This window comes from Psychromonas sp. psych-6C06 (assembly GCF_002835465.1).
Lineage (GTDB): Bacteria > Pseudomonadota > Gammaproteobacteria > Enterobacterales > Psychromonadaceae > Psychromonas.
In genome coordinates this window covers 763,306-785,373 of sequence record NZ_PIZM01000002.1, presented here as the reverse complement: position 1 = coordinate 785,373, position 22,068 = coordinate 763,306, and the positions used below count along the sequence as shown (strand labels likewise).

Annotated in this window: 18 protein-coding genes; 11 read left to right on the top strand and 7 right to left on the bottom strand. The window is 40.2% G+C overall.

The features are described from left to right. The first annotated feature begins 121 nt into the window (after window positions 1-121). The 8 genes from purL (at window position 122) to CW745_RS06670 (ending at window position 14,340) form a co-directional block, all read left to right on the top strand. Window positions 122-4,018 carry a phosphoribosylformylglycinamidine synthase gene (gene purL / locus CW745_RS06705; protein WP_101107872.1) on the top strand — a complete coding sequence of 1,299 codons (3,897 nt, stop codon included), beginning with the start codon at window positions 122-124 and terminating at the stop codon, window positions 4,016-4,018. Window positions 4,019-4,153: 135 nt separating this feature from the next. Further along, the gene (locus CW745_RS06700) at window positions 4,154-6,847 is read left to right on the top strand and encodes an EAL domain-containing protein (RefSeq protein ID WP_238596732.1); all 2,694 of its coding nucleotides are present in this window, start codon (window positions 4,154-4,156) and stop codon (window positions 6,845-6,847) included. A gap of 36 nt (window positions 6,848-6,883) precedes the next feature. Next, on the top strand, window positions 6,884-8,362 hold the full coding sequence (gene cls, locus CW745_RS06695; RefSeq protein ID WP_101107870.1) for a cardiolipin synthase: 1,479 nt from the start codon (window positions 6,884-6,886) through the stop codon (window positions 8,360-8,362). 10 nt (window positions 8,363-8,372) lie between these two features. Beyond that, window positions 8,373-9,131 carry a hydratase gene (locus tag CW745_RS06690; RefSeq protein ID WP_101107869.1) on the top strand — a complete coding sequence of 253 codons (759 nt, stop codon included), beginning with the start codon at window positions 8,373-8,375 and terminating at the stop codon, window positions 9,129-9,131. Window positions 9,132-9,175: 44 nt separating this feature from the next. After that, the gene (gene gltS / locus CW745_RS06685; RefSeq protein WP_101107868.1) at window positions 9,176-10,414 is read left to right on the top strand and encodes a sodium/glutamate symporter; all 1,239 of its coding nucleotides are present in this window, start codon (window positions 9,176-9,178) and stop codon (window positions 10,412-10,414) included. Between the two features lie 115 nt (window positions 10,415-10,529). Further along, window positions 10,530-11,993 carry an N-acetylglucosamine-specific PTS transporter subunit IIBC gene (gene nagE, locus CW745_RS06680; protein ID WP_101107867.1) on the top strand — a complete coding sequence of 488 codons (1,464 nt, stop codon included), beginning with the start codon at window positions 10,530-10,532 and terminating at the stop codon, window positions 11,991-11,993. Window positions 11,994-12,371: 378 nt separating this feature from the next. After that, window positions 12,372-13,046 carry a response regulator transcription factor gene (locus tag CW745_RS06675; RefSeq protein WP_101107866.1) on the top strand — a complete coding sequence of 225 codons (675 nt, stop codon included), beginning with the start codon at window positions 12,372-12,374 and terminating at the stop codon, window positions 13,044-13,046. Continuing rightward, window positions 13,027-14,340 (top strand): HAMP domain-containing sensor histidine kinase, encoded by a 1,314-nt coding sequence (locus tag CW745_RS06670; protein ID WP_101107865.1) that lies wholly within the window; start codon window positions 13,027-13,029, stop codon window positions 14,338-14,340. Before CW745_RS06675 ends, CW745_RS06670 begins: the two co-directional genes overlap by 20 nt. A 25-nt stretch (window positions 14,341-14,365) precedes the next feature. Here CW745_RS06670 and hemW read toward each other — a convergent pair whose 3' ends face one another. Genes hemW through CW745_RS06635 form a run of 7 tightly spaced genes read right to left on the bottom strand, consistent with a single transcriptional unit; the run spans window position 14,366 to window position 18,997 of the window. Next, window positions 14,366-15,508: a radical SAM family heme chaperone HemW gene (hemW, locus tag CW745_RS06665; RefSeq protein ID WP_101107864.1), complete on the bottom strand. Its 1,143-nt coding sequence runs from the start codon at window positions 15,506-15,508 to the stop codon at window positions 14,366-14,368. A 6-nt stretch (window positions 15,509-15,514) separates the two neighbouring features. Further along, window positions 15,515-16,117, bottom strand: a complete 603-nt coding sequence (locus tag CW745_RS06660) for an XTP/dITP diphosphatase (protein ID WP_101107862.1) — start codon at window positions 16,115-16,117, stop codon at window positions 15,515-15,517. A gap of 54 nt (window positions 16,118-16,171) precedes the next feature. Continuing rightward, window positions 16,172-16,594: a DUF4426 domain-containing protein gene (locus CW745_RS06655; RefSeq protein ID WP_101107861.1), complete on the bottom strand. Its 423-nt coding sequence runs from the start codon at window positions 16,592-16,594 to the stop codon at window positions 16,172-16,174. A 9-nt stretch (window positions 16,595-16,603) separates the two neighbouring features. Further along, on the bottom strand, window positions 16,604-16,885 hold the full coding sequence (gene yggU, locus CW745_RS06650) for a DUF167 family protein YggU (RefSeq protein ID WP_101107859.1): 282 nt from the start codon (window positions 16,883-16,885) through the stop codon (window positions 16,604-16,606). A gap of 7 nt (window positions 16,886-16,892) precedes the next feature. After that, window positions 16,893-17,435: a YggT family protein gene (locus CW745_RS06645; protein WP_101107857.1), complete on the bottom strand. Its 543-nt coding sequence runs from the start codon at window positions 17,433-17,435 to the stop codon at window positions 16,893-16,895. Window positions 17,436-17,453: 18 nt separating this feature from the next. Further along, window positions 17,454-18,278: a pyrroline-5-carboxylate reductase gene (gene proC / locus CW745_RS06640; protein ID WP_101107855.1), complete on the bottom strand. Its 825-nt coding sequence runs from the start codon at window positions 18,276-18,278 to the stop codon at window positions 17,454-17,456. A 20-nt stretch (window positions 18,279-18,298) separates the two neighbouring features. Further along, complete coding sequence (locus tag CW745_RS06635) at window positions 18,299-18,997, bottom strand: YggS family pyridoxal phosphate-dependent enzyme (protein WP_101107853.1); 699 nt, start codon at window positions 18,995-18,997, stop codon at window positions 18,299-18,301. A gap of 18 nt (window positions 18,998-19,015) precedes the next feature. Between CW745_RS06635 and CW745_RS06630 the strand changes: the two genes are divergently transcribed. From CW745_RS06630 to yaaA, 3 genes are all read left to right on the top strand, one after another. Next, complete coding sequence (locus tag CW745_RS06630; RefSeq protein ID WP_101107851.1) at window positions 19,016-20,050, top strand: type IV pilus twitching motility protein PilT; 1,035 nt, start codon at window positions 19,016-19,018, stop codon at window positions 20,048-20,050. Between the two features lie 32 nt (window positions 20,051-20,082). Next, window positions 20,083-21,198 carry a PilT/PilU family type 4a pilus ATPase gene (locus tag CW745_RS06625; protein WP_101107849.1) on the top strand — a complete coding sequence of 372 codons (1,116 nt, stop codon included), beginning with the start codon at window positions 20,083-20,085 and terminating at the stop codon, window positions 21,196-21,198. A 66-nt stretch (window positions 21,199-21,264) separates the two neighbouring features. Continuing rightward, window positions 21,265-22,038, top strand: coding sequence for a peroxide stress protein YaaA (gene yaaA / locus CW745_RS06620; protein ID WP_101107847.1), 774 nt, complete (start codon window positions 21,265-21,267; stop codon window positions 22,036-22,038). Window positions 22,039-22,068: the final 30 nt, after the last annotated feature.

Genomic DNA, 22,068 nt, shown 5'->3' with positions numbered 1-22,068 from the left:
TACAGGAGCGAGAAATAAACTGTGACTATAGAGGGTTTCTGTTTAATAAAAAACGCTTTTTGCTTATAATAGCGAACCTAAACCCAAGATCATTTTATTTATCTAACGAGAGAAATAACCTATGGAAATTTTGCGTGGGGCACCAGCCCTATCTACATTTCGTGTTAACCAGCTTTTAAAAAACTGTGAAGCATTGAATCTACCTGTTACGCAAATTTATGCAGAGTTTATGCATGCTGCTGATTTAACGGAATCTTTAGATCAGCAAGAGTTAGTTGTTTTACAAAAACTACTGACATATGGACCAAAAATTGCTGAGCACGATCCAGTTGGCACGTTACTGTTTGTAACCCCACGCCCAGGCACTATCTCTCCTTGGTCTTCAAAAGCAACAGATATCGCGAAAAACTGTGGTTTAACAAAAGTTAAACGTTTAGAGCGTGGTATTGCTTATTACATCGAAACGTCTGCTGAGTTATCTGTTGCGCAAAACAAGCAACTTGCGGGCTTATTACATGACCGCATGATGGAAGTGGTATTTGACTCATTAGATGACGCACAAAAGCTTTTTGTACAGGGAACGCCTGGCAAAATGAGCAGTGTTGATGTTATCGGTGAAGGTCGCGCTGCACTTGAAGCTGCTAATGTAAGCTTAGGTTTAGCGCTTGCTGATGATGAAATTGATTATTTGGTTGAAAACTTTATTAAGTTAGGGCGTAACCCTAACGATATCGAACTAATGATGTTTGCACAGGCAAACTCAGAGCATTGTCGTCACAAAATATTCAATGCTGATTGGACAATCGATGGCCAGAAACAGCCTAAATCACTGTTCAAAATGATCCGTAATACCCATGAATTACATCCTGACCACGTATTGTCCGCTTATAAAGATAACGCAGCGGTAATGGAAGGTAATAAGGCAGGTCGTTTTTTCCCAAGCGTTGATGATCGTGAATTTGGTTACCACCACGAAGATATCGATATTTTGATGAAAGTGGAAACACACAACCATCCAACGGCTATCTCTCCATTCCCGGGCGCATCAACGGGTTCAGGTGGTGAAATTCGTGATGAAGGCGCAACGGGTATTGGTTCTAAACCAAAAGCGGGCTTAGTTGGCTTTTCTGTTTCTAACCTACGCATTCCAAGCTTTGAGCAACCATGGGAAACTGACTTTGGTAAACCAAACCGTATCGTTTCTGCGTTAGATATTATGCTAGAAGCACCACTTGGTGGCGCAGCCTTTAATAATGAATTTGGTCGTCCAAATATTCTTGGTTACTTCCGAACTTACGAAGAGCAAGTAGATAGCCATAACGGCAGTGAAATTCGTGGTTACCACAAACCAATCATGTTAGCTGGTGGACTGGGTAATATTCGCCGTGAGCATGTACAGAAAAAAGATATTCCCGTTGGCGCTAAACTAATCGTGTTAGGTGGGCCTGCAATGAACATTGGTTTAGGTGGCGGTGCTGCTTCTTCAATGGACTCTGGCGCATCAACAGAAGATTTAGATTTTGCCTCGGTACAACGTGAAAATCCAGAGATGGAACGTCGTTGTCAGGAAGTCATCGATCGTTGTTGGCAGATGGGTGAAGATAACCCAATCCAGTTTATTCATGATGTGGGCGCGGGTGGTTTATCAAATGCAATGCCTGAGCTAGTGGATGATGGCGGTCGTGGTGGTATCTTCGACCTACGTGCCATTCCAAACGATGAGAAGAGCATGGCACCACACGAAATTTGGTGTAATGAATCTCAAGAACGTTACGTTATGGCAGTTAAGCCGGAAAATTTAGCGACATTTGAAGCGATTTGTAAACGTGAACGTGCGTTATATGCGGTTATCGGTGAAGCGACGGAAGAGTTACATTTAACACTCAACGATCCGGAGTTTGATAACAAACCAATCGATATGCCATTAGAAGTATTATTAGGTAAAGCACCTAAAATGCACCGTGATGTGAAAACACAAACAGCGCAAGGACAAGCTTTAGATCTTTCTGGTGCAAGCATTAAAGATGCGGCTGAACGTTTATTACGTCTTCCTTCAATCGCTGAAAAAACATTCCTTATCACAATTGGTGATCGTACGGTAACGGGTTTAGTGGCACGTGATCAAATGGTTGGCCCTTGGCAAGTACCGGTTGCCGATTGTGCGGTAACAGCTGCAAGTTACGACACTTACTTTGGTGAGTCGATGGCGCTGGGTGAGCGTACGCCAGTTGCACTGCTTAACTTTGGTGCTTCTGCTCGTTTAGCAGTAGCTGAATCAATCACTAACATTGCTTGTTCTGACATTGGTGATTTCAAACGTATTAAACTTTCTGCTAACTGGATGTCTGCAACTGGTCACCCAGGTGAAGATGCTGGTTTATATGAAGCAGTAAAAGCGGTTGGTGAAGAGTTATGTCCTGAATTAGAGCTCACTATCCCAGTGGGTAAAGATTCAATGTCGATGAAAACACGTTGGCAAGATGAAGCGGGTGCAGATAAAGAGGTTATCTCGCCATTGTCTTTAATCATTACCGCCTTTGGTGCAGTGCGCGATATCCGTAATACGGTAACGCCACAACTTCGTACAGACAAAGGTGATACCGACCTTATCCTCGTTGACCTTGGTAATGGTAAAAACCGTTTAGGTGGCTCTTCACTTGCACAGGTTTATAAACAGTTAGGTGATAAAACACCGGATCTTGATAACCCAGAGTTATTAAAAGGTTTCTTCAATGCGATGCAGACGCTTGTAAGCGAACAGAAATTATTAGCTTATCACGATAGAAGTGATGGTGGTCTTTTCTCAACGATTACAGAGATGGCTTTTGCTGGTCACTGTGGTGTGACGGTTAAACTAGATCAATTAGATAGCAATGACTTTGCCGCGTTATACTCGGAAGAGCTAGGTGCTGTGATTCAGGTGAAACGTGAAGATAAAGAAGCGGTACTTAATGTATTAGCGGGTCACGGCTTAACATCTAACTCATTAGTGATTGGTTCATTAAACGACAACGATCTGATCGAATTTACCCGCGATGGTAAAGATGTATTAGCTGCTAAGCGTGCTGAGTTCCGTGGTATTTGGGCTGAAACAACGCTGAAAATGCAATCACTGCGTGATAATTCAGAGTGTGCTCAACAAGAGTTTGACCTAAAACTTGATGATAAAGACCCGGGTCTTAGCACTAAATTAACCTTCGATATCAATGAAGATGTTGCTGCTCCTTACATTGCAACGGGTGTATTACCACGTATGGCAATTATCCGTGAACAAGGCGTAAACTCGCAACAAGAGATGGCGGCTGCCTTTAATCGTGCTGGTTTCTCTGCCATTGACGTACACATGAGTGACATTCTTTCAGGAAGCGTTGAGCTGAAAGAGTTTGCAGGTTTAGTTGCTTGTGGTGGTTTCTCTTACGGGGATGTATTAGGTGCTGGTGAAGGTTGGGCGAAATCGATTCTGTTTAATGAACAGGCGCGTGCTCAGTTCCAAACATTCTTTGAGCGTGAAAACTCTTTTGCATTAGGTGTCTGTAACGGCTGTCAGATGCTATCAAACCTACATGAGTTAATTCCAGGCACTGATTTATGGCCTCGTTTTGTACGTAATAACTCTGAGCGTTTTGAAGCACGTTTCAGTTTGGTTGAAGTACAAAAGAATAACTCACTGTTCTTAAATGATATGGCCGGTTCACATATGCCAATTGCAGTTTCTCATGGTGAAGGCCGTGTTGAAGTAAAAGATGCTGAGCATTTAGCTGCAATTGAAGCAAGCGGTAACATCGCACTTCGCTTTATTGATAACTACGGTAACAATACCCAAGCTTACCCTGCTAACCCGAATGGTTCGCCAAATGGTATTACTGGTTTAACTTCTCAAGATGGGCGTGTCACTATCATGATGCCACACCCAGAACGAGTATTTAGAACGGTAGCTAACTCATGGCACCCAGATGAGTGGAAAGAAGATAGCCCATGGATGCGTATGTTCAGAAATGTACGTAAACAGTTAGGTTAATTATAAAAAAGAATAAAAAGAGGGGATCGTTTGATCCCCTTTTTTGTTGTTGTTCTACACTTAGTTATCTACCTTAAGCTGTTGATTTCAAACATGTTGTGAATTTAAGATAATTAAAAGGTGACTTATTTGTCTATGCTCGTTAAAAATGTTTTATATATTGGTCGAAATATAGAATTAGTTGAAGCGTTACTAACATCGCTAACGGATGGAAATCAACAGGTTTCTTATAATACAAAGCATATGCTAAGTAGTAATGAGATATTAGCGCTTTTATCAGAAAGAAATTATCATTACTTCATCACTGAGCAACATGTACCTAAGCTTATTTCTGATCGTATTCAAGATCTGTTTCCACAACTTAATGCGACTTATCTCAACACGCAGCCTGTTAATAATATCAAGCCAGCAGTGCCTTATGAGCAAGATTTAATCAGTGGAGATGTTAAAAAAGCACTCAACTGTATATCGATACCAATCTATTATAAAAATAAAGAAGGTGAAATTCTTGTTTGTAATCATTCGTTTGCGAGCAATATTGGATTAACTCAAGATGAAGTAATTGGAAAAAATGTATCTGAGTTATTACCTATTTCACTGCAACAGGGCTTAGAAGTTGTAGATAAAAAAATGTTTGATGATCATCAAGTCCACCTCTATGAATGTGAGTTGCATGATACTGATGGGCGCACTCATGAAGTGGTATTCCGCAAAGAATTAATCGCTTCAACTGATATTCAGATCGGACTAGTGTTTGATGTCTCAGAGCTTAATGATGCGCGTCGAAGTATCGAAAAAGAACGCATTATGTTGCGTGCAACCGCTGATATTTCACCAGATTTAATCTTCTTTAAAGATTTACAAAGTCGTTTTCTTGGCTGTAATAAACAGTTTGAAAAATTTATCGGGCAACCAGAAAAGAAAATTCTAGGTAAAACCGATGAACAGTTTTTTGAGCTAGAGCAGGCGCTAATGTGCCAACAGCAAGATCAAGATGTGATGAAAAACAATGAGATTTATTCAGGTGAAGAGTATTTAACCTACGTTGATGGTGAGCGCCACTTTATTGAGATGCGCAAAGTACCGTTGCTTGACGCTTCTGGAAGTGTTCAGGGGTTGATCGGTATTGGACGAGATATTACCGCTCATCATCGCCTGCAAAAGCGGTTGAAAGTAGCAAATGCTGTTTTTGAAAATAGCCAAGATAATATTATCGTGACAGATCATAATGCCAAAATGGTATCGGTTAACCATGCGGTTTGTGAGTTACTTGGGTATAGCAAAGCTGAGCTTTTAGATAATATGATCCATATGCTTGCACCAAAGGACAGCGATACTCTTTTCCTGCAAGGCATTGACGAAAAGCTAGAGAAAGAAGGTGTTTGGAAAGGTGATATTACTTACTGTAACAAACAGGGAGAAGTTCATTTTGCTTGGTTAGATATCTATGTCGTCGAGCTTGAAGAAGGGGTTAGCAATCGCATTTACTCCTTTACTGATTTGAGCCAAAATAAAAATATCGAAAGTAAAATTCAGTTCCTCTCCAAACATGATCCATTAACTGGATTATCCAATCGTATTGCTCTGTTTACCAAGTTAGAGGATGCTATTAACCGTGCTAACTTTAATGAAGTGGCGATGGCGGTCATCTTGATCGATATTAATGGCTTTAAATTGGTGAATGAACAATATGGCCATAATGCGGGTGATAAAGTATTACAAGAGATTGCCACTCGATTAAAAAACTGTGTCTTTGAGAAAGATACCGTTGCCCGTTTTGGTGATGATGAGTTTGTTATTCTAGTTGATGGTCTGAAAAATGAACATGATGCCGCACTAGTTGCTCAAAAAGTGGTCGAGCAGTTTAATAGCCAATTTACTATTGGTAATACCAAAGCCTCGTTGAGCGCAACAATTGGCATCAGTTTATGCCCTGATGATGGCATCGATGTGGATGGTTTATTACAAAGTGCAGAAAAAGCGATGTTACGTGCAAAAGTTGATAAGCGTAGTTCTTATCATTTTTACACTGACCAGTTAACGAAACACTCATCAAATCAGATGCAACTAGAAACTGAATTAAAAATCGCATTAACAGAGGATCAGTTTGAGCTTTATTATCAGCCCCAGTACGATTTAAATAAAAAATTGATTGTCGGGATGGAAAGTTTATTACGTTGGAATCATCCGACAAATGGGCAGTTGGCACCGGATCGTTTTTTAAGTATCGCAGAAGAGAGTGGTTTACTGATTGATATCGGCCTGACCATGCTCAAAAAAGCTGCATTACAAACGGTCAGCTGGAAAGCATCAAATATCTTTTTTGGGCGCATTGCTGTCAAACTATCGCTCAGTCAATTGGAGCAAATCAGTCTTATTGGCGATATACAAACCATTATTAAAGATACGCAGTGCGATGTTAAAGATCTTGAATTTGAAGTAAATGAATCGACCTTTGCTGGCAGTAATTACATTGTCCATGAAAACTTACTTAATATTAGGAAATTGGGTATTGCGATTACAGTAGATGGCTTTGGCGCTGATATTCCTGTATTCCACTTTATTGAGCCTCTTAACATTGAAAAATTTAAAATTGCAGGGAACTATATCCAACATATTCCGGGCCGCTTAGTAGGTCAGGCGATGATCAAGTCGGTATTAGTTTTAGCGCGTGAGCTGGGTGTTGATGTAGTAGGGGAAATTATTAATAACAGTGAGCAAGAAGCCTTTTTGCATGAGCATCAAATTTCTGCAACACAGGATTACCAAAGTCACCCTATGAAAGTCAGTGAGGCGACATTTTATTTGCGTTGTCATAAGAAAAAATAACTGTTATTTTTACCTCTTTTTTATTGAGGTAAATAAATGGATGTTTTTTCCTTTGATAAAGAATGGCTTGAGAATGCTATCTATGTAGCACTCTCTGCCACTTTTTACTTTACCTTACTATTAGGCACCTCTTTACGGGTGATCCTCAAGCGAAAACCAATCGGTGTTTCGCTCGCATGGTTATTTCTTATTTATGCAATCCCGTTGCTTGGTATTATTAGCTACTTTATTTTTGGTGAACTCCATCTGGGTAAAAAAAGGCAAGTACGCAGTGAAAAAGCAGCCATTAATTTTACGCATTGGTTAAACGAAGAAGTGCAAGAAAACCGCTTACCTAAAACACAAAACTCAGCTGCGGTAGAGTCAATGCAACGCTTTGTTGAAGGCTATAGTGGTGTGCCAATGATGCAAGGTAATGACCACCATATACTTGATTCGACAGATCACATTTTAAGAGAGATCACAGAGCAGATAAAAACGGCACAAACGCGTTGTTATTTAATGTTTTATATCTGTAATGAAGGTGGATTGGTTGATCCTTTATTAGTGGCTTTAATGGATGCGGCTAAACGTGGGGTAGAGTGTAAGCTGCTATTTGATTCAGTAGGCAGTCATGATTTTTTTAAAGGTAAAACCCCAAAGCAACTTATTAATGCTGGCGTTGAAGTCGTTGAAGCACTTCCTGTTGGTGTTTTTCGTTCACTTTTTCAAAGGCAAGATTTAAGATTACATCGAAAATTAGTCTGTATCGATGACAGCCTTGCTTATACTGGTAGTATGAACCTAGTTGATCCTGCATACTTCAAAAAAGATCAAGATGTTGGTGAATGGGTCGATGTTATGGTGCGTTGTAAAGGGCCCATTATTCAACAGATGCAGGGCTTATTTCTTTGGGATTGGTACCTTGAAACGAATCAAAACATTATGCTTCCAAAAGCAGATGCAACGCGTTTTCCTGTTGAGGGAGAGCATAACTCCCTGCTTATTCCTTCTGGGCCGGGGTTTGGTATTGCTAGTATCCATCAGGTTCTGATATCAGCTATTTATGGTGCTAAATATAGCCTTGTTTTGACCACTCCTTACTTTGTGCCCGATGATAGCTTATTGGCTGCTTTACAGGTAGCCGCTCTTCGCGGTGTCGATGTAAAAATTATCCTTCCCGCTAAAAATGATTCAAAAATGGTTAAATATGCATCTCGTGCATTTTTTGAAGAATTACTGAATGCAGGAGTAAAAATACATAAATTTTACGGCGGTTTACTGCATACTAAAAGTATTGTTATTGATGAAAAAATTGCGCTGATTGGCACCGTCAACTTAGATAGACGTAGTTTCTGGTTAAATTTTGAAATGACCATGTTAATTGATAACAGTGAATTTGCAGGAGAGCTGTTAACCACACAGATGCATTACCTGTTAGAGTCACAACAAATCGTGTTGAGTGAATGGAATCAACGCAGTTATTATAAGAAGCTGTTAGAAAGCTCGGCATACTTATTTAGTCCTCTTTTATAATGAGAAAACAATGAATAACAACCAACAAGCAGCGCAACAACTACTTAAAAACCGTCAGGCAGGTGCAGTGATTACACCGTTGCCAGCAGAGATAAGCCCTAAAAATTGCGAACAAGCATTTCAAATTCAAGAAGAGATGATTGCACTTCATGGTGAAGAGGTCGCTGGCTGGAAATGTTTATTACCACTTGATAACGGTAATATTATTGCCGCACCTATCTTTGCTAATACGCTACAAACGGGTGAACAATGTGCACTGTTTAAGGACGGCGGTAAGGCGCGTGTAGAGCCTGAAATCGCTTTTGTGTTAGGTAAAGATCTACCTGCTCGTGCAGAGGGTTATAGCGAAGCAGAAGTAGATGCTTCAATTAAAAGTTGTCATATGGCTTTAGAGCTTATGCAAGAACGCTACCGAGAACATCCAGACGCGTCATTCTTTGAAAAATTAGCAGATGGCATGCTTAACCAAGGACTTTTCTTAGGGCCTGAAATAGATAAAAGTAAGACCTACTCAGCAAGTAAAATTAACATTACCTTTGATCAGCACTCAGCTAAACAAGAGATGCAAGGTTCACATCCCAATGAATTGCCTTATAAACCAGTGCAATGGATGATTAACTTTATGAGCAAACGTGGTGTCAGCTTCAAAGCGGGAGAAGCTTTTATAACAGGTTCTTATAACGGTATCGTAGAAGTCGATTTTAACCAGTTAACTGAGATCTCTTACCAAGGGTTAGGCAGTTACAGCGTGACATTTAAAGAAAGCTAATACAAATTTTACCCATTAAACTTTATCAAGGATAAGGATCTTCAATGAACGATACATTATCGATAGTGGATGGCGTATTAAGCCTAAGCTCATTTTTTACTGTTACCATCGGCATTATTGTGTTGTTTGTCGGACGACGTCTTAACGAACGTTCTAAGTTGTTGCAGGAGTTTAGTATTCCTGAGCCGGTAACAGGGGGGATTCTTTTCTCGCTTTTAATTACGTTACTCTTTGTTTTGACGGATGTAGAGATAAAGTTCGATTTAATGGCGCGAGATGTTTTATTGGTTTATTTCTTTACCACGATTGGTATTAATGCCAGCTTGAAAGACTTATTAAATGGCGGTAAACCGTTAGTCATACTTTTGATCATCACTATTGGGTATATGGTGTTACAAAATTTTACCGGTATTACTGTTGCACAGTTATTTGGCCAAGATCCTGCCGTTGGTTTACTGGGCGGAAGCGTATCACTGATTGGTGGCCATGGTACTGCGATTGCTTGGGCTCCTCGCATTGGTGAAGACTACGGCGTTAGCAGTGCGATGGAAATTGGTATTGCAAGTGCCACCTTTGGCTTAATTCTAGCCAGTTTAATGGGGGGGCCAATCGCTAAATATTTAATTACCCGTAATGACTTAAAACCAGTTGAAGAAGTGCAAGCCGTTTGCAGTAAAAAAGAGAAAATGGCCGTCAAAGGAATTAATAGTTTTGAGTTTTTAGATGCGGTATTTGCGATTCATATCTGTGCTATTTTTGGTTTTATTCTAAATGAAGTGATTGCAGAGATGGGCTTACAGTTGCCGTTATTTGTAACTTGTCTCTTTGCAGGTATCGTGATCACCAATTTAATCCCTAAAAAGAAACGTCTTATTACCGGAACACATTGGCCAACGGGTAGCCCTGCGATTACATTAATTGCCGATATTTCATTAGGTACTTTCCTTGCGATGTCATTAATGAGTATGCAGTTATGGACGTTGGTTGATTTAGCTGGGCCTATTTTTGCTATTTTAGCCGCGCAGTTTATTATTGCGATCCTGGTTAACCTATATATTGTTTTTCCTGCTATGGGCAAAAATTATAATGCTGCTGTAGTCTGTGCCGGTTTTGGCGGTATATCGCTCGGGTCGACACCAACGGCGATGGCAAATATGTCAGCGGTTTCACAAAAATATGGTTACTCCAAGCAAGCATTTATTATTGTGCCACTGGTCTGTGCGTTCTTCATTGACTTGGTTAATGCGGTGATGATCCCACTTTTCCTCAGTAGTTTCGCGTAAATTATTTTCACTTGTGCCAACATTAACAATAGTTAATGTTGGCACAAGCTTCCTTTAATCCTCCTTCCCATATACTACTTCTTGATATTTATTTTAATAACTTAAAGGAAACGTTATGAGTGTATTAGGTTACATGCAAAAAGTAGGTAAAGCCTTGATGGTGCCTGTGGCAACATTGCCAGCTGCTGCTATTTTAATGGGTATTGGCTATTGGATTGACCCCGTGGGATGGGGAAGTGAGAGTATTCTTGCTGCCTTTTTGATTAAATCGGGTGCTGCAATTATTGATAATATGGCACTGCTATTTGCCATCGGTGTTGCATTTGGATTGAGTAAAGATAAAAGTGGTAATGCAGCCTTGTCTGGTTTTGTTGCCTTTATGGTTTTAACTACGCTACTTTCACCCGCCGCTGTTGCACAGTTAGAGGGGGTTGATATTAGTGAAGTTCCTGCTGCTTTTGGACGTATTAATAATCAGTTTATTGGTATTTTAGTGGGTATTATCTCGGCTGAAATCTACAATAAATTCTCATCAGTAGAGTTACCGAAAGCACTTGCTTTCTTCAGTGGTAAACGTTTGGTGCCAATTTTAACGTCAATCGCAGGTATGTTATTAGCCTTTGTTTTCCTCTATGTTTGGCCAATGATTTTTGAAGGGTTAAGTGTTTTTGGTCAGTACTTACAATCACTGGATGCAATTGGTGCGGGTCTGTTTGGTTTCTTTAACCGTTTGATGTTAATGGTAGGAATGCATCACGCACTATACCCCGTTTTTTGGTTTGATGTCGTCGGTATTAACGATATTCCAAACTTCTTAGGTGGCGCACAATCTATCGCTAACGGGACAGCTGTTATCGGCAAAACAGGTATGTATCAAGCTGGTTTCTTCCCTATTATGATGTTTGGTTTACCGGGTGCTGCACTTGCAATGTATCACTGTGCCGAAGCACGTAATAAAGATAAAGTTTTCTCTATCATGATTGCTGCTGCAATGGCTTCATTCTTCACCGGTATTACAGAGCCACTTGAGTTTAGCTTTATGTTCTTAGCGCCTGCATTGTATGTTGTGCATGCGGTATTAACCGGTATTTCACTGTACATCGCAGCGAGCATGGAATGGATGGCAGGCTTTGGTTTCTCTGCTGGTTTTGTTGATTTTGTTTTATCAAGCCAAAACCCATTAGCGACTAAATGGTATATGTTGATTGCACAGGGCATTGTGTTCTTCGTTATCTACTACTTCCTATTCCGCTTTATTATTCAAAAATTCAACCTTAAAACGCCTGGTCGTGGTGAAGATATGAATGCAGACGAAGAGGGCGATGATACCGATATGCCTGAACTTGCGAAGGCATACATTAAAGAGCTGGGTGGTAGTGACAATATTGTTGAAGTTGATAACTGTATTACCCGTTTACGCTTAACGGTAAAAGACTCTGCTGTCGCTGATCAAGCTGCTCTAAAAGCCTTAGGTGCCGTCGCTGTTGTACCAATGGGTAAAACAGGGTTACAGGTTATCATTGGTCTTGGTAAAGTTGATAAAGTCGCCGATGCAATGAAAATTATTTTGAAAAAATAAACGACTCTCCTAGGGTCTGTTGATCTTTGCCGTTTAAATTTTGTTCAACACAACGCGTTTTGAGCAAGGCAGACGGAATGTGGCTTAGTCATTCTAAGCGAATTTCGTCTAACACAGGGCAAAGCGTGTTGTGTTGAACCCTAAGGGCAACATTTGTTGACCATTTCTACTGCGTTTTCGCCTATTGATGTGGAATAACCACACGGCATATGCTCAGCCTTGTATAAATAGCCAACAAATTGTTGCAAAAATAAACTCGAAAGATCAACAGACCCTAAGTTAAATATTCGTAATGAGTATTTAGCATGCTATTAAAGGTGACCTTCGGGTCGCCTTTTTTGTTACGATAGACTCTGAGTTTAAGCGGTAGGGCGAGCAATGAAGATATTAGTCGTTGAAGATGATCAAACAACACGTGAGTTTGTGGTTAAAGCATTAGCGCAACAAGGCTTTGTTGTTGACAGCGCCAGTGATGGTAAGGAGGGGCTAATGATGGTGATTAGTTGTGAATATCAGCTGGTCATTTTAGATAGAATGCTACCGAGTTTAGATGGTCTCAAAGTACTCGCTGCCATGCGTGCCACTGAGATCCACACGCCAGTATTGATTCTTAGTGCACTTGATAGTGTTGAGCAGCGCGTTGAAGGCTTAACTGCTGGCGGAGATGATTACCTTACTAAACCGTTTGCATTGACTGAACTTCTAGCCAGAGTTAATGTTATTTTACGTCGCCAGAGCCCGCTTGAAACAAGTAATAAGATTGAGATTGGTGGGTTAGTCTTGAACTTGTTATCTCAAAAAGTCACCTACCATGAGCAACCGATTCTTCTGCAAAATAAAGAGTTTATTTTGCTCAGTTACTTAATGCAGCATGTTGATGAGGTGGTATCACGCATGCGTCTATTCGAAGCGGTTTGGGATTATCATTTTGATCCTAAAACCAATGTTATTGATGTGCATATCGCTAAACTGCGCAAAAAATTAGAAGTACCGGGGCACAACTCACCGATAGAAACGGTGCGTGGAGCAGGTTATGTTATTCGACAGCCATAAAGATCTTTCAAATTCTTCAATATTAAAATGGTTAGTTTCATCTGCCATCATTACTTTCTTCATGATGGGGTTATTAATGTTTTTGCTCTATGAGCGATCCGTTTCACTTTATAACGATAATCTTGATCAATGGCTAATTAGTGAATCTCAGCGACTTGAGCATGACGCACAAAATAAGTATTTAAGCTTACCTAATGTTAGCCAAGGAAAACGCTATCTCTACCATTTTAATGCTGAAAATAGCGCTGAAAACAATCAAGATTATCCGGTTATTTCTCAGCTGAAAGGCCAACCTGCGATACAAGACTATCCAACGATGCGTGCAACAAAAGTGATGCTTGCCGACGGAAGGGAGTTAGTCGTTGGTATTGATAAAGCGCATTATCAGCAATTTAAAAGTAAACTTGGTTTTTCATTCTGGGGAGGTATTGTTATCCCTTTTTTAACCTTGTTTGTTATGGCAACTTGGATTGCGATGCATATTTTAAATCGTTTAAGTTTAGTGAATGCAACAATGAACCGTGTCAGGCATGGTGAACGAGGAGTGCGTTTAGAGGTTAATGATCGTCGTGATGAGTTCGACACGCTCGCCAATCATCTTAATAACATGCTCGATAAACTGGAGAGCAGTGAAGCAAAATTAAAGTCGTTAACAGTGGATATTGCACATGATTTACGAACCCCAATGGGGCGAATTAAATTGCGCATTGAAGATCTATTAGATAGCGGGCAGTTTTTGGAAAAAAATGAGCAACATTTGGTTGCGATTCAGCATGATTTTTCCCTTTTAATTGATACTTTTAGTGGCATGATGGAGCTGTATAACCTTGAAACCGGGCGAGTGCCGATAGAAAAAAAATCCTGTGATTTGCGTAAGATAGTTAATGACGTTTTAGATTTTACAGAGCCTTTAGCACTTGAAAAACAGCAAAAAATCTATCTAACGGTCGATATGCCCTGTGTTTTACAAGGTAATCCGAGTTTACTGTTTAGGGCGGTATTTAACCTCATGGATAACGCGATAAAATATACACCGGAGCAAGGTGTTATTGAGGTGATTATTGATTGTTTTGGTGTGGTCATTGCCGATAATGGCAAAGGTATTAAAACAGAAGATCGAGAGCGCGCTTTAGATCAGTTGGTACGTTTAGATCCGAGTCGTTCTGTGCATGGTTTTGGTTTAGGATTGGCACTGGTTCATGCCGTGATGAATATACATAACGGGCAGATAAGCCTAAGTGATAATTCACCTGGCTTACGTGCTCGTTTGCTATTTAACCTCAATGCTGGTTAATGGAGGCGTTATAGCGTTTAATGAGTTAATCCATGAATAGTTGTAATAGTTCATTGAGATAGCGATGACCAAGTTCTGTCATTAGCCAATGATCATTGTTTTTAAGCAACAGTTTTTTATCGATAGCTTGTTGAATTGGCGTTGCAATTGAGTCGGTGCTTAACCCTGTATATTGCTCAAACTCAGCAAATGGAATAGGCGCGAATAAACGTAGACGATTCATCATATACTCAAAGGCGAGATCATCCTGGGCAACCGGTTGTAAGTCATCTAAGAAGGGGCGTGAAGGGTCTAAATAACCTTTTGGATGCTTCACTTTAGTAGTGCGAACAATTTTGTTTTCAAGCGGTAGCGTTAATTTTCCATGTGCACCACAGCCGATGCCGATATAATCAGAAAACGACCAGTAGTTAAGGTTATGTTGACACTCAAACCCCGTTTTGCTGTAGCCCGATATCTCATATTGTTGATAACCATGACTGGCTAATAGCGCGACACCGGCTTCTTGAATCTGCCATAAAAGTTCATCTTCAGGAAGTTTAGGTGGGTGTGAAAAATATTGTGTATTAGGCTCAATGGTTAACTGATACCAAGAAAGGTGGGTAGGGTTTAAATCAATGGCTGTTTGTAGGTCAAACATGGCATCTTCAAGACTTTGGTTAGGTAAGCCATGCATAAGGTCTAAATTAAAGGTGCTCACGCCACTTTGTTGGGCTTGCTGGGCCGCTGATTTAGCTTCATCAACACCATGAATACGCCCTAATTTAGTTAGCTTTTCCTGCTGAAAACTTTGCACTCCAAAAGAGAAACGGCTAATACCAGCTTGATAAAATGCAGCTATTTTGCTGTTTTCAATTGCGCCTGGGTTTGCCTCAAGCGTGATTTCAATGTTCGCTTTAAAAGGGATTTTATTTTCTATTTCAGTCAATAGCCAGCCGATACCCTTTGCCGAAATCAAGCTCGGTGTACCACCACCAATGAAAATAGTGTCTATTTCACGTCCCTGAGCATAAACCAAGTCGGTGTTAAGATCTTCAAGCAATGCTTCAAGATAGGCTTGCTCAGGAATCTCTCCACGTAATTTATGCGAATTAAAATCACAATAGGGACATTTCTCAATACACCATGGGATATGAATATAGAGGCTTAGTGGTGGTAGTTGTAACATCGATTATCAGCCTAATTGTACTTTTAATTGCTCAACCAATAGAGCAAGTGCTTTGCCACGATGGCTTAATTCACCTTTACGTTGCTTACTCAGCTGTGCTGATGAACATTGCTCGGAATCAACCCAAAATACGGGGTCGTAACCAAAGCCATTTTCACCATTTTGTTCATTAGTTATCACACCTTCCCATGTTCCTTGGCAAATGATTGGAGTTGGATCTAGTTCGTGGCGCATATAAACTAAGACACATTGAAAGCGTGCGCTACGCTGTGCTTCACCTACGCCTTCAAGTTTACTCAATAAAAGGTCGATATTATCTTGATCGGTCGCGTCTTCGCCCGCAAAGCGTGCAGAGTATATCCCTGGCTGGCCACTCAAAAAATCAACTTCTAATCCTGAGTCATCGGCAATTGCTGGTAAGCCGGTTACTTTTGCCGCGTGGCGCGCTTTAATAATTGCATTTTCAACAAAGGTAGTGCCGGTCTCTGGCACTTCGCTGACATCAAAATGACTTTGTGGCAATACTTCGATAGAGAAGCTATTTAATAGCTCACTCATCTCTTTTACTTTACCTTTATTGCCAGTGGCTAATACCCATTGTTTGTTCATTTTGTTACTCCTAAAAAAGCCGAAAGCAGGAAAGCTTAAAGCCTAATTGTTTGTTTATTCGACATAAAACTTATGCTGGAATTTAAGACGGTGTGTTTTGTCTTGTGCTTTAATTTGCACATCAAATTTGACAATCTCTTCATTGGTAAAAGGGTAAGTTGCGATGTAATAGATAGATTTTCCCTCTTTTATCTTTTTAAATTGTAGCTGTTCTGTCTGGCCAATCAGGTTACGGCCACTTCCAACAAGGTCAGCTTCAATAGGCATAGATTGCTGATTCTTATCTAATACCGAGATATTTACAAGCCCAGTATATTTACTGCGCTTTAAGTTGTATTGTGAAGCAATATAGGGCTCGATAAAGGTAGAAGGCAGTGCAATATAATGCACTTCTAAATTACCAAAATCTTGTTTTTGCTCTGCCATGGTTGGCAAACTGATTAAGGTGAAAAGTGCCACGAAGAGTAGTTTAAACATAGTAAATCCTTAAATGTCGTTAGGAATTTTTTGTGGGTTTTTAATGCGTACCAATTTATGACGATTAAGTTGTCCTTTCTCAACAATCACTGCACTTTTGGGGACTTTAAACTGTTTACTGAGAAATTTAATCAGGTGCTTGTTGGCTTGGCCATCAATGGGAGGCGCAGTTATTGCCACCTTTAGCTCATCACCGAGCAAGCCCACAAAGGCGTCGCGACTGGCTTTAGGTTGTAAAACAAGACGCAACAGGAGATCCTGTACGTCTTGTTTTAAGTATGGTTTATCCACTTTTTATTTAAAATAATTTGCTAAGAAGATCATTCACTAATATCTCTACAAATTGCAATCCGAGTAATACCACCACCATGGATAGATCTAAGCCACCAATGGGAGGAATAAAACGACGAACAGGAGCAAGTAAAGGCTCACTTAGTTGATGCATTACAGCTTCAATTGGATTATTTCCACGACTCACCCAGCTCAAAATTGCACGTAAAACAAGTACCCAGAAGATAATTTTAAATACAGCAGTTAACAGGATAACAAGTCCAGAGACCGCTATCATAGTGAGATTAAATGACGCATTTACCATTAAGCTTAAAGTGACAATCTTTAGGCAGGCAACCACATAGGCAAATAGGATAGTGGCTGTATCCCAACCACCCATACTTGGAATCATTCGGCGAAGTGGTGCAACAACAGGCTGTGTTGCTTTCACAATAAATTGGCTGAATGGATTATAAAAATCTGCTCGTGCGACTTGCAACCAAACGCGTAATAAAATCACCATGATATAGAGATCAAATAGCGTATTGACTAAAAAGTTAAATGCGTTCATATTTTGGTTTTACCTCGTTTAAAATAAAGATTCCATTTCAGCACCACGATCAGCTGCCGCTTGCATCGCTTTAGCCACTGTTTCTGTTAATCCTAGTTCATTAAATGTATTCAGTGCGGCTGCTGTAGTACCACCTTTGGATGTAACATTTTCACGTAATGTAGCGATACTCATATCTGGATTTTGCGCGACCATTTCAACACTGCCCAATGCAGTTTGTAAAACAAGTTGCTTCGCTTGTTCATCATTAAAGCCCATCTGTTTTGCTTTTGCTTGCATCGCTTCCATGAATAAGAAAAAGTATGCGGGCGCTGAGCCAGAAGCTGCTGTTACCGCATCAATCATTGACTCTTCTTCTACCCAAATCATCTCACCTACCGCTTGCATCAGTTGTGCCGCGAAGATTTTGTTTGCAGTATCAACTTGAGGAGAGGCAAATAGCCCTGCCATTCCTTTTTGTAAAAGTGAAGGTGTATTTGGCATTGTTCTAATGACGGCTGTTTCTGCGCCAAGTATTGATTGTAGTCGTTTTACCGAAATACCGGCCGCGATAGAGATAACTAGCTTATTACTGAAATCCACACCGGCATCGACTAACGCTTGGCAAACAGTCGCCATGATTTGTGGTTTCACTGAAAGGACAATTACCTCGGCCCAATTTGCTGATGCAGTGTTATCTTGGCTGCCTTTAATAGAGAATTTTTGCACTAATCTATCGGTCGATTCCACATTTGGCTCACTGGCACAAATCGAATCGCTTGGGTAACCATCTTTCACTAGACCACTGATAATGCTTGAGGCCATATTGCCCGCACCGATAAAAGTAATTTTTTTATGTAACATGTTTTTTCCCTAAGTTAATTCTAATCTCGAGCACCAAAAATATCGGTACCGATCCGTACCATGGTGCTGCCACATTTAATGGCGCTTTGTAGATCTCCACTCATTCCCATCGATAGTGTATCAACTTCTGGGTATAAGGTTTGTAGTTTATTATAAATGTTATGGAGTTCATTAAACTGTTTTTCAAGTCGTTCAATATTTTCAGTTTTTTCTGGGATGGCCATAATGCCACGCAGTTTTAAGCGAGGTAGATCACTAACTTGTGAAGCAAGTTCAATAACTTGCGATAAAGTAGTACCAGACTTACTCGCTTCTCCGCTAATATTGACCTGTAAACAAATATTAAGTTGTTGAAGATGATTTGGACGTTGGTCATTTAAACGTTGTGCAATTTTAAGGCGTTCAACGCTTTGCACCCAATCAAAATTTTCTGCTACAGCGCGGGTTTTATTGGATTGTAATGGGCCGATGAAATACCAGTAAGTTGGCTCGTTAAAATCGTTATCTAGCTTAATTTGTTGAATCTTTTCAACGCTTTCTTGTACATAGTTTTCACCAAAATGGCGAAGACCAGCAAGATATGCTTCTTTAATCAAACTAACAGGTTTGGTTTTACTCACTGCTAATAGCTGGATTTCATGCGCATTACGTTGTACTTGCGTGGCTGCATAGGCTATTTTTTGAGTAACGTTATTTATTTGTTTTTGAATATTAGTCATTTTATAGGATTTTAAGTTATGGATATCACGGAATTATTAGCTTTTAGTGTAAAGCATAATGCATCAGATCTACACCTTTCTGCAGGTGTTCCACCAATGATTCGAGTCGATGGTGAGGTGCGTAAGGTAAATGTGCCTGCATTAGAGCATAAAGAGGTGCATAGCTTAATTTATGACATCATGAATGATAAGCAACGTAAGGATTTTGAGGAGCAACTAGAAACCGATTTCTCCTTTGAAATTCCTGATTTAGCGCGTTTTCGTGTTAATGCATTTAATCAAAAACGAGGAGCTGGCGCAGTATTTCGTACCATTCCAAGTAAAGTATTAACGTTAGATGACCTAAACGCGCCGGATATTTTTAAAAAAATCTCAGAATATCCGCGTGGTCTTGTACTCGTAACGGGGCCCACTGGCTCGGGTAAATCGACAACCTTAGCCGCCATGATTGATTATATTAATGACAGTCGTCATGAGCATATTCTGACCATTGAAGATCCTATCGAGTTTGTACACGAAACTAAAAAATCGCTGATTAACCAACGTGAAGTATTTAAAGACACATTGAGCTTTGATGCTGCACTGCGCAGTGCGTTGCGTGAAGATCCCGATGTCATTCTAGTAGGGGAGTTACGTGATTTAGAAACTATTCGACTGGCCTTAACGGCTGCAGAAACAGGTCACTTAGTTTTTGGTACTTTGCATACGACCTCTGCTGCTAAAACCATTGACCGTGTTATTGATGTATTTCCAGCTGAAGAAAAAAGCATGGTACGCTCTATGTTATCGGAGTCCTTACGCGCAGTAGTGTCACAAACACTACTGAAAAAGAACGGCGGTGGACGAGTCGCTGCCCATGAAATTATGATTGGTATTCCTGCAATTCGAAACTTGGTACGTGAAGATAAAGTTGCACAAATGTATTCTGTAATTCAAACGGGAATGGTACATGGGATGCAAACCTTGGATCAATGTTTACGTAATCTGGTGAGTAAAGGTGAGGTTTCACATGCCGATGCAGCTCAAAAAGCTGCGGATCCAAAAACATTCTAATATCAGTCAAATAATCAGGGAGTTAAGTTATTATGTTGCAAAAATTACTGGTAAAGGCTGAGGAGCTCAAAGCATCAGATATTTATATCTCAGTCGGTTTACCAGCGACGCTTAAATTAAATGGGCGTTTGGAGTCACTGACTAAAAATAGCCTTACTCAAAATGACGTATTTTCATTGATGAAAGAGATCATGGGTGAGAAACGCTTTATCGATTTTGAACATACTAAAGAAGCAAACTATGCGGTTAATAGCGACTCGGCTGGGCGTTTCCGTGTCAGTGCATTTATGCAGAAAGAGCAACCGGGCATGGTTATCCGTCGTATCGAAGGCGTTATACCTAGCTTTGAAGAGCTACATCTGCCGGTGCAACTTAAAGAAACATGCATGGCAAATCGTGGTTTAATTCTTTTTGTTGGTGCAACTGGCTCGGGTAAATCCACGACGCAAGCGGCTATGATTGGTTACCGTAATCAAAACTCATCAGGGCATATTTTGACCATCGAAGATCCAATTGAATTTGTCCATGAACATGGTAAATCAGTAGTCACACAACGTGAAGTTGGTATTGATACAGAATCTTTTGAAGAAGCCCTTAAAAACTCTTTACGCCAAGCTCCGGATGTCATTCTAATTGGTGAGATTCGTACCCGTGAAACGATGGAATTTGCCATTATCTTTGCAGAAACCGGGCACCTTTGTATGGCAACATTACACTCTAACAATGCTAATCAGGCTTTAGAGCGAATTTTACATTTAGTGCCTAAAGAGAGGCACCGTCAATTCTTGTTTGATCTCTCTGTCAACTTAAGGGCGATTGTTGCACAGCAGCTAATCCCAACTTCCGATGGGAAGTCTCGACGGGCTGCTTTTGAGATTTTATATAATACACCAACAATGGCTGAAGCGATTCGCAAAGGCGAACTACATCATCTTAAAGATATAATGAAGAGTTCGAGTGAGCATGGCATGCAAACCTTTGATCAAGCATTATTTAATCTTTATGAGCAGGGGGTGATTGGTTATACTGAAGCCTTGGCGCATGCAGACTCAGCGAATGATGTCCGCTTGATGATTAAACTAGACTCTACTGAAGGACGAAAATCCTTTGGTACTCATATGCTTGATGATATCACGCTTGATTATTAACCTGTTCTCAGGTTTACATTTTCAACACGCCCTTCTTGTTAGGGCGTTTTTGTTTTAGGAATAGATATGCTTATCGTACTTTCTCCAGCTAAGACCCTTGATTTTGAAACGCCATCACCAACAGAAGAATACTCACAGCCGACGTTACTGTCTGAAAGTGAGTTATTGATTAAACGTTGCCAACAATTGTCTATGCAAGATATCGCTTCATTGATGAAAGTGAGTGATAAAATTGCAGGGTTGAATGTAGCGCGCTTTGCTGATTGGAAGTTGCCGTTAACAACTGATACCGCTAAACAGGCACTATTTGCCTTTAAAGGTGATGTTTATACTGGGTTAGAAGCGCAGACACTTTCTGCTGAAGCTGTTACCTATGCACAGCAACATTTACGCATTCTTTCGGGGTTATATGGGTTATTAAAGCCATTAGATTTAATGCTCGCATACCGATTAGAGATGGGTACTAAGCTGAATAACCTGCGCGGTGCTAACCTTTATCAATTTTGGGGCTCAATCGTTACCGATTCAGTAAACGAAGCGTTAAATGCACAAGATGATCAGATATTAGTGAACCTTGCATCTAATGAATATTTTAAAGCGGTAAAGAAAAAAGCGCTCAACGGAAAGATCATTACTCCGATCTTTAAAGATCAAAAAAATGGTCAATATAAGGTGATTAGTTTTTATGCTAAAAAAGCACGTGGCCTGATGGCGCGTTATATTTTAGAAAATCAGATCACTGATATTGAAAAATTAAAGGCCTTTACCGTCGATGGGTATTATTTCGTGGCCGCGGATTCAACGCCAACAGACTTAGTTTTTTATCGAGATGAAAAATAGAAATATCGCTTGAGGGCTTGAAGGCTAGAG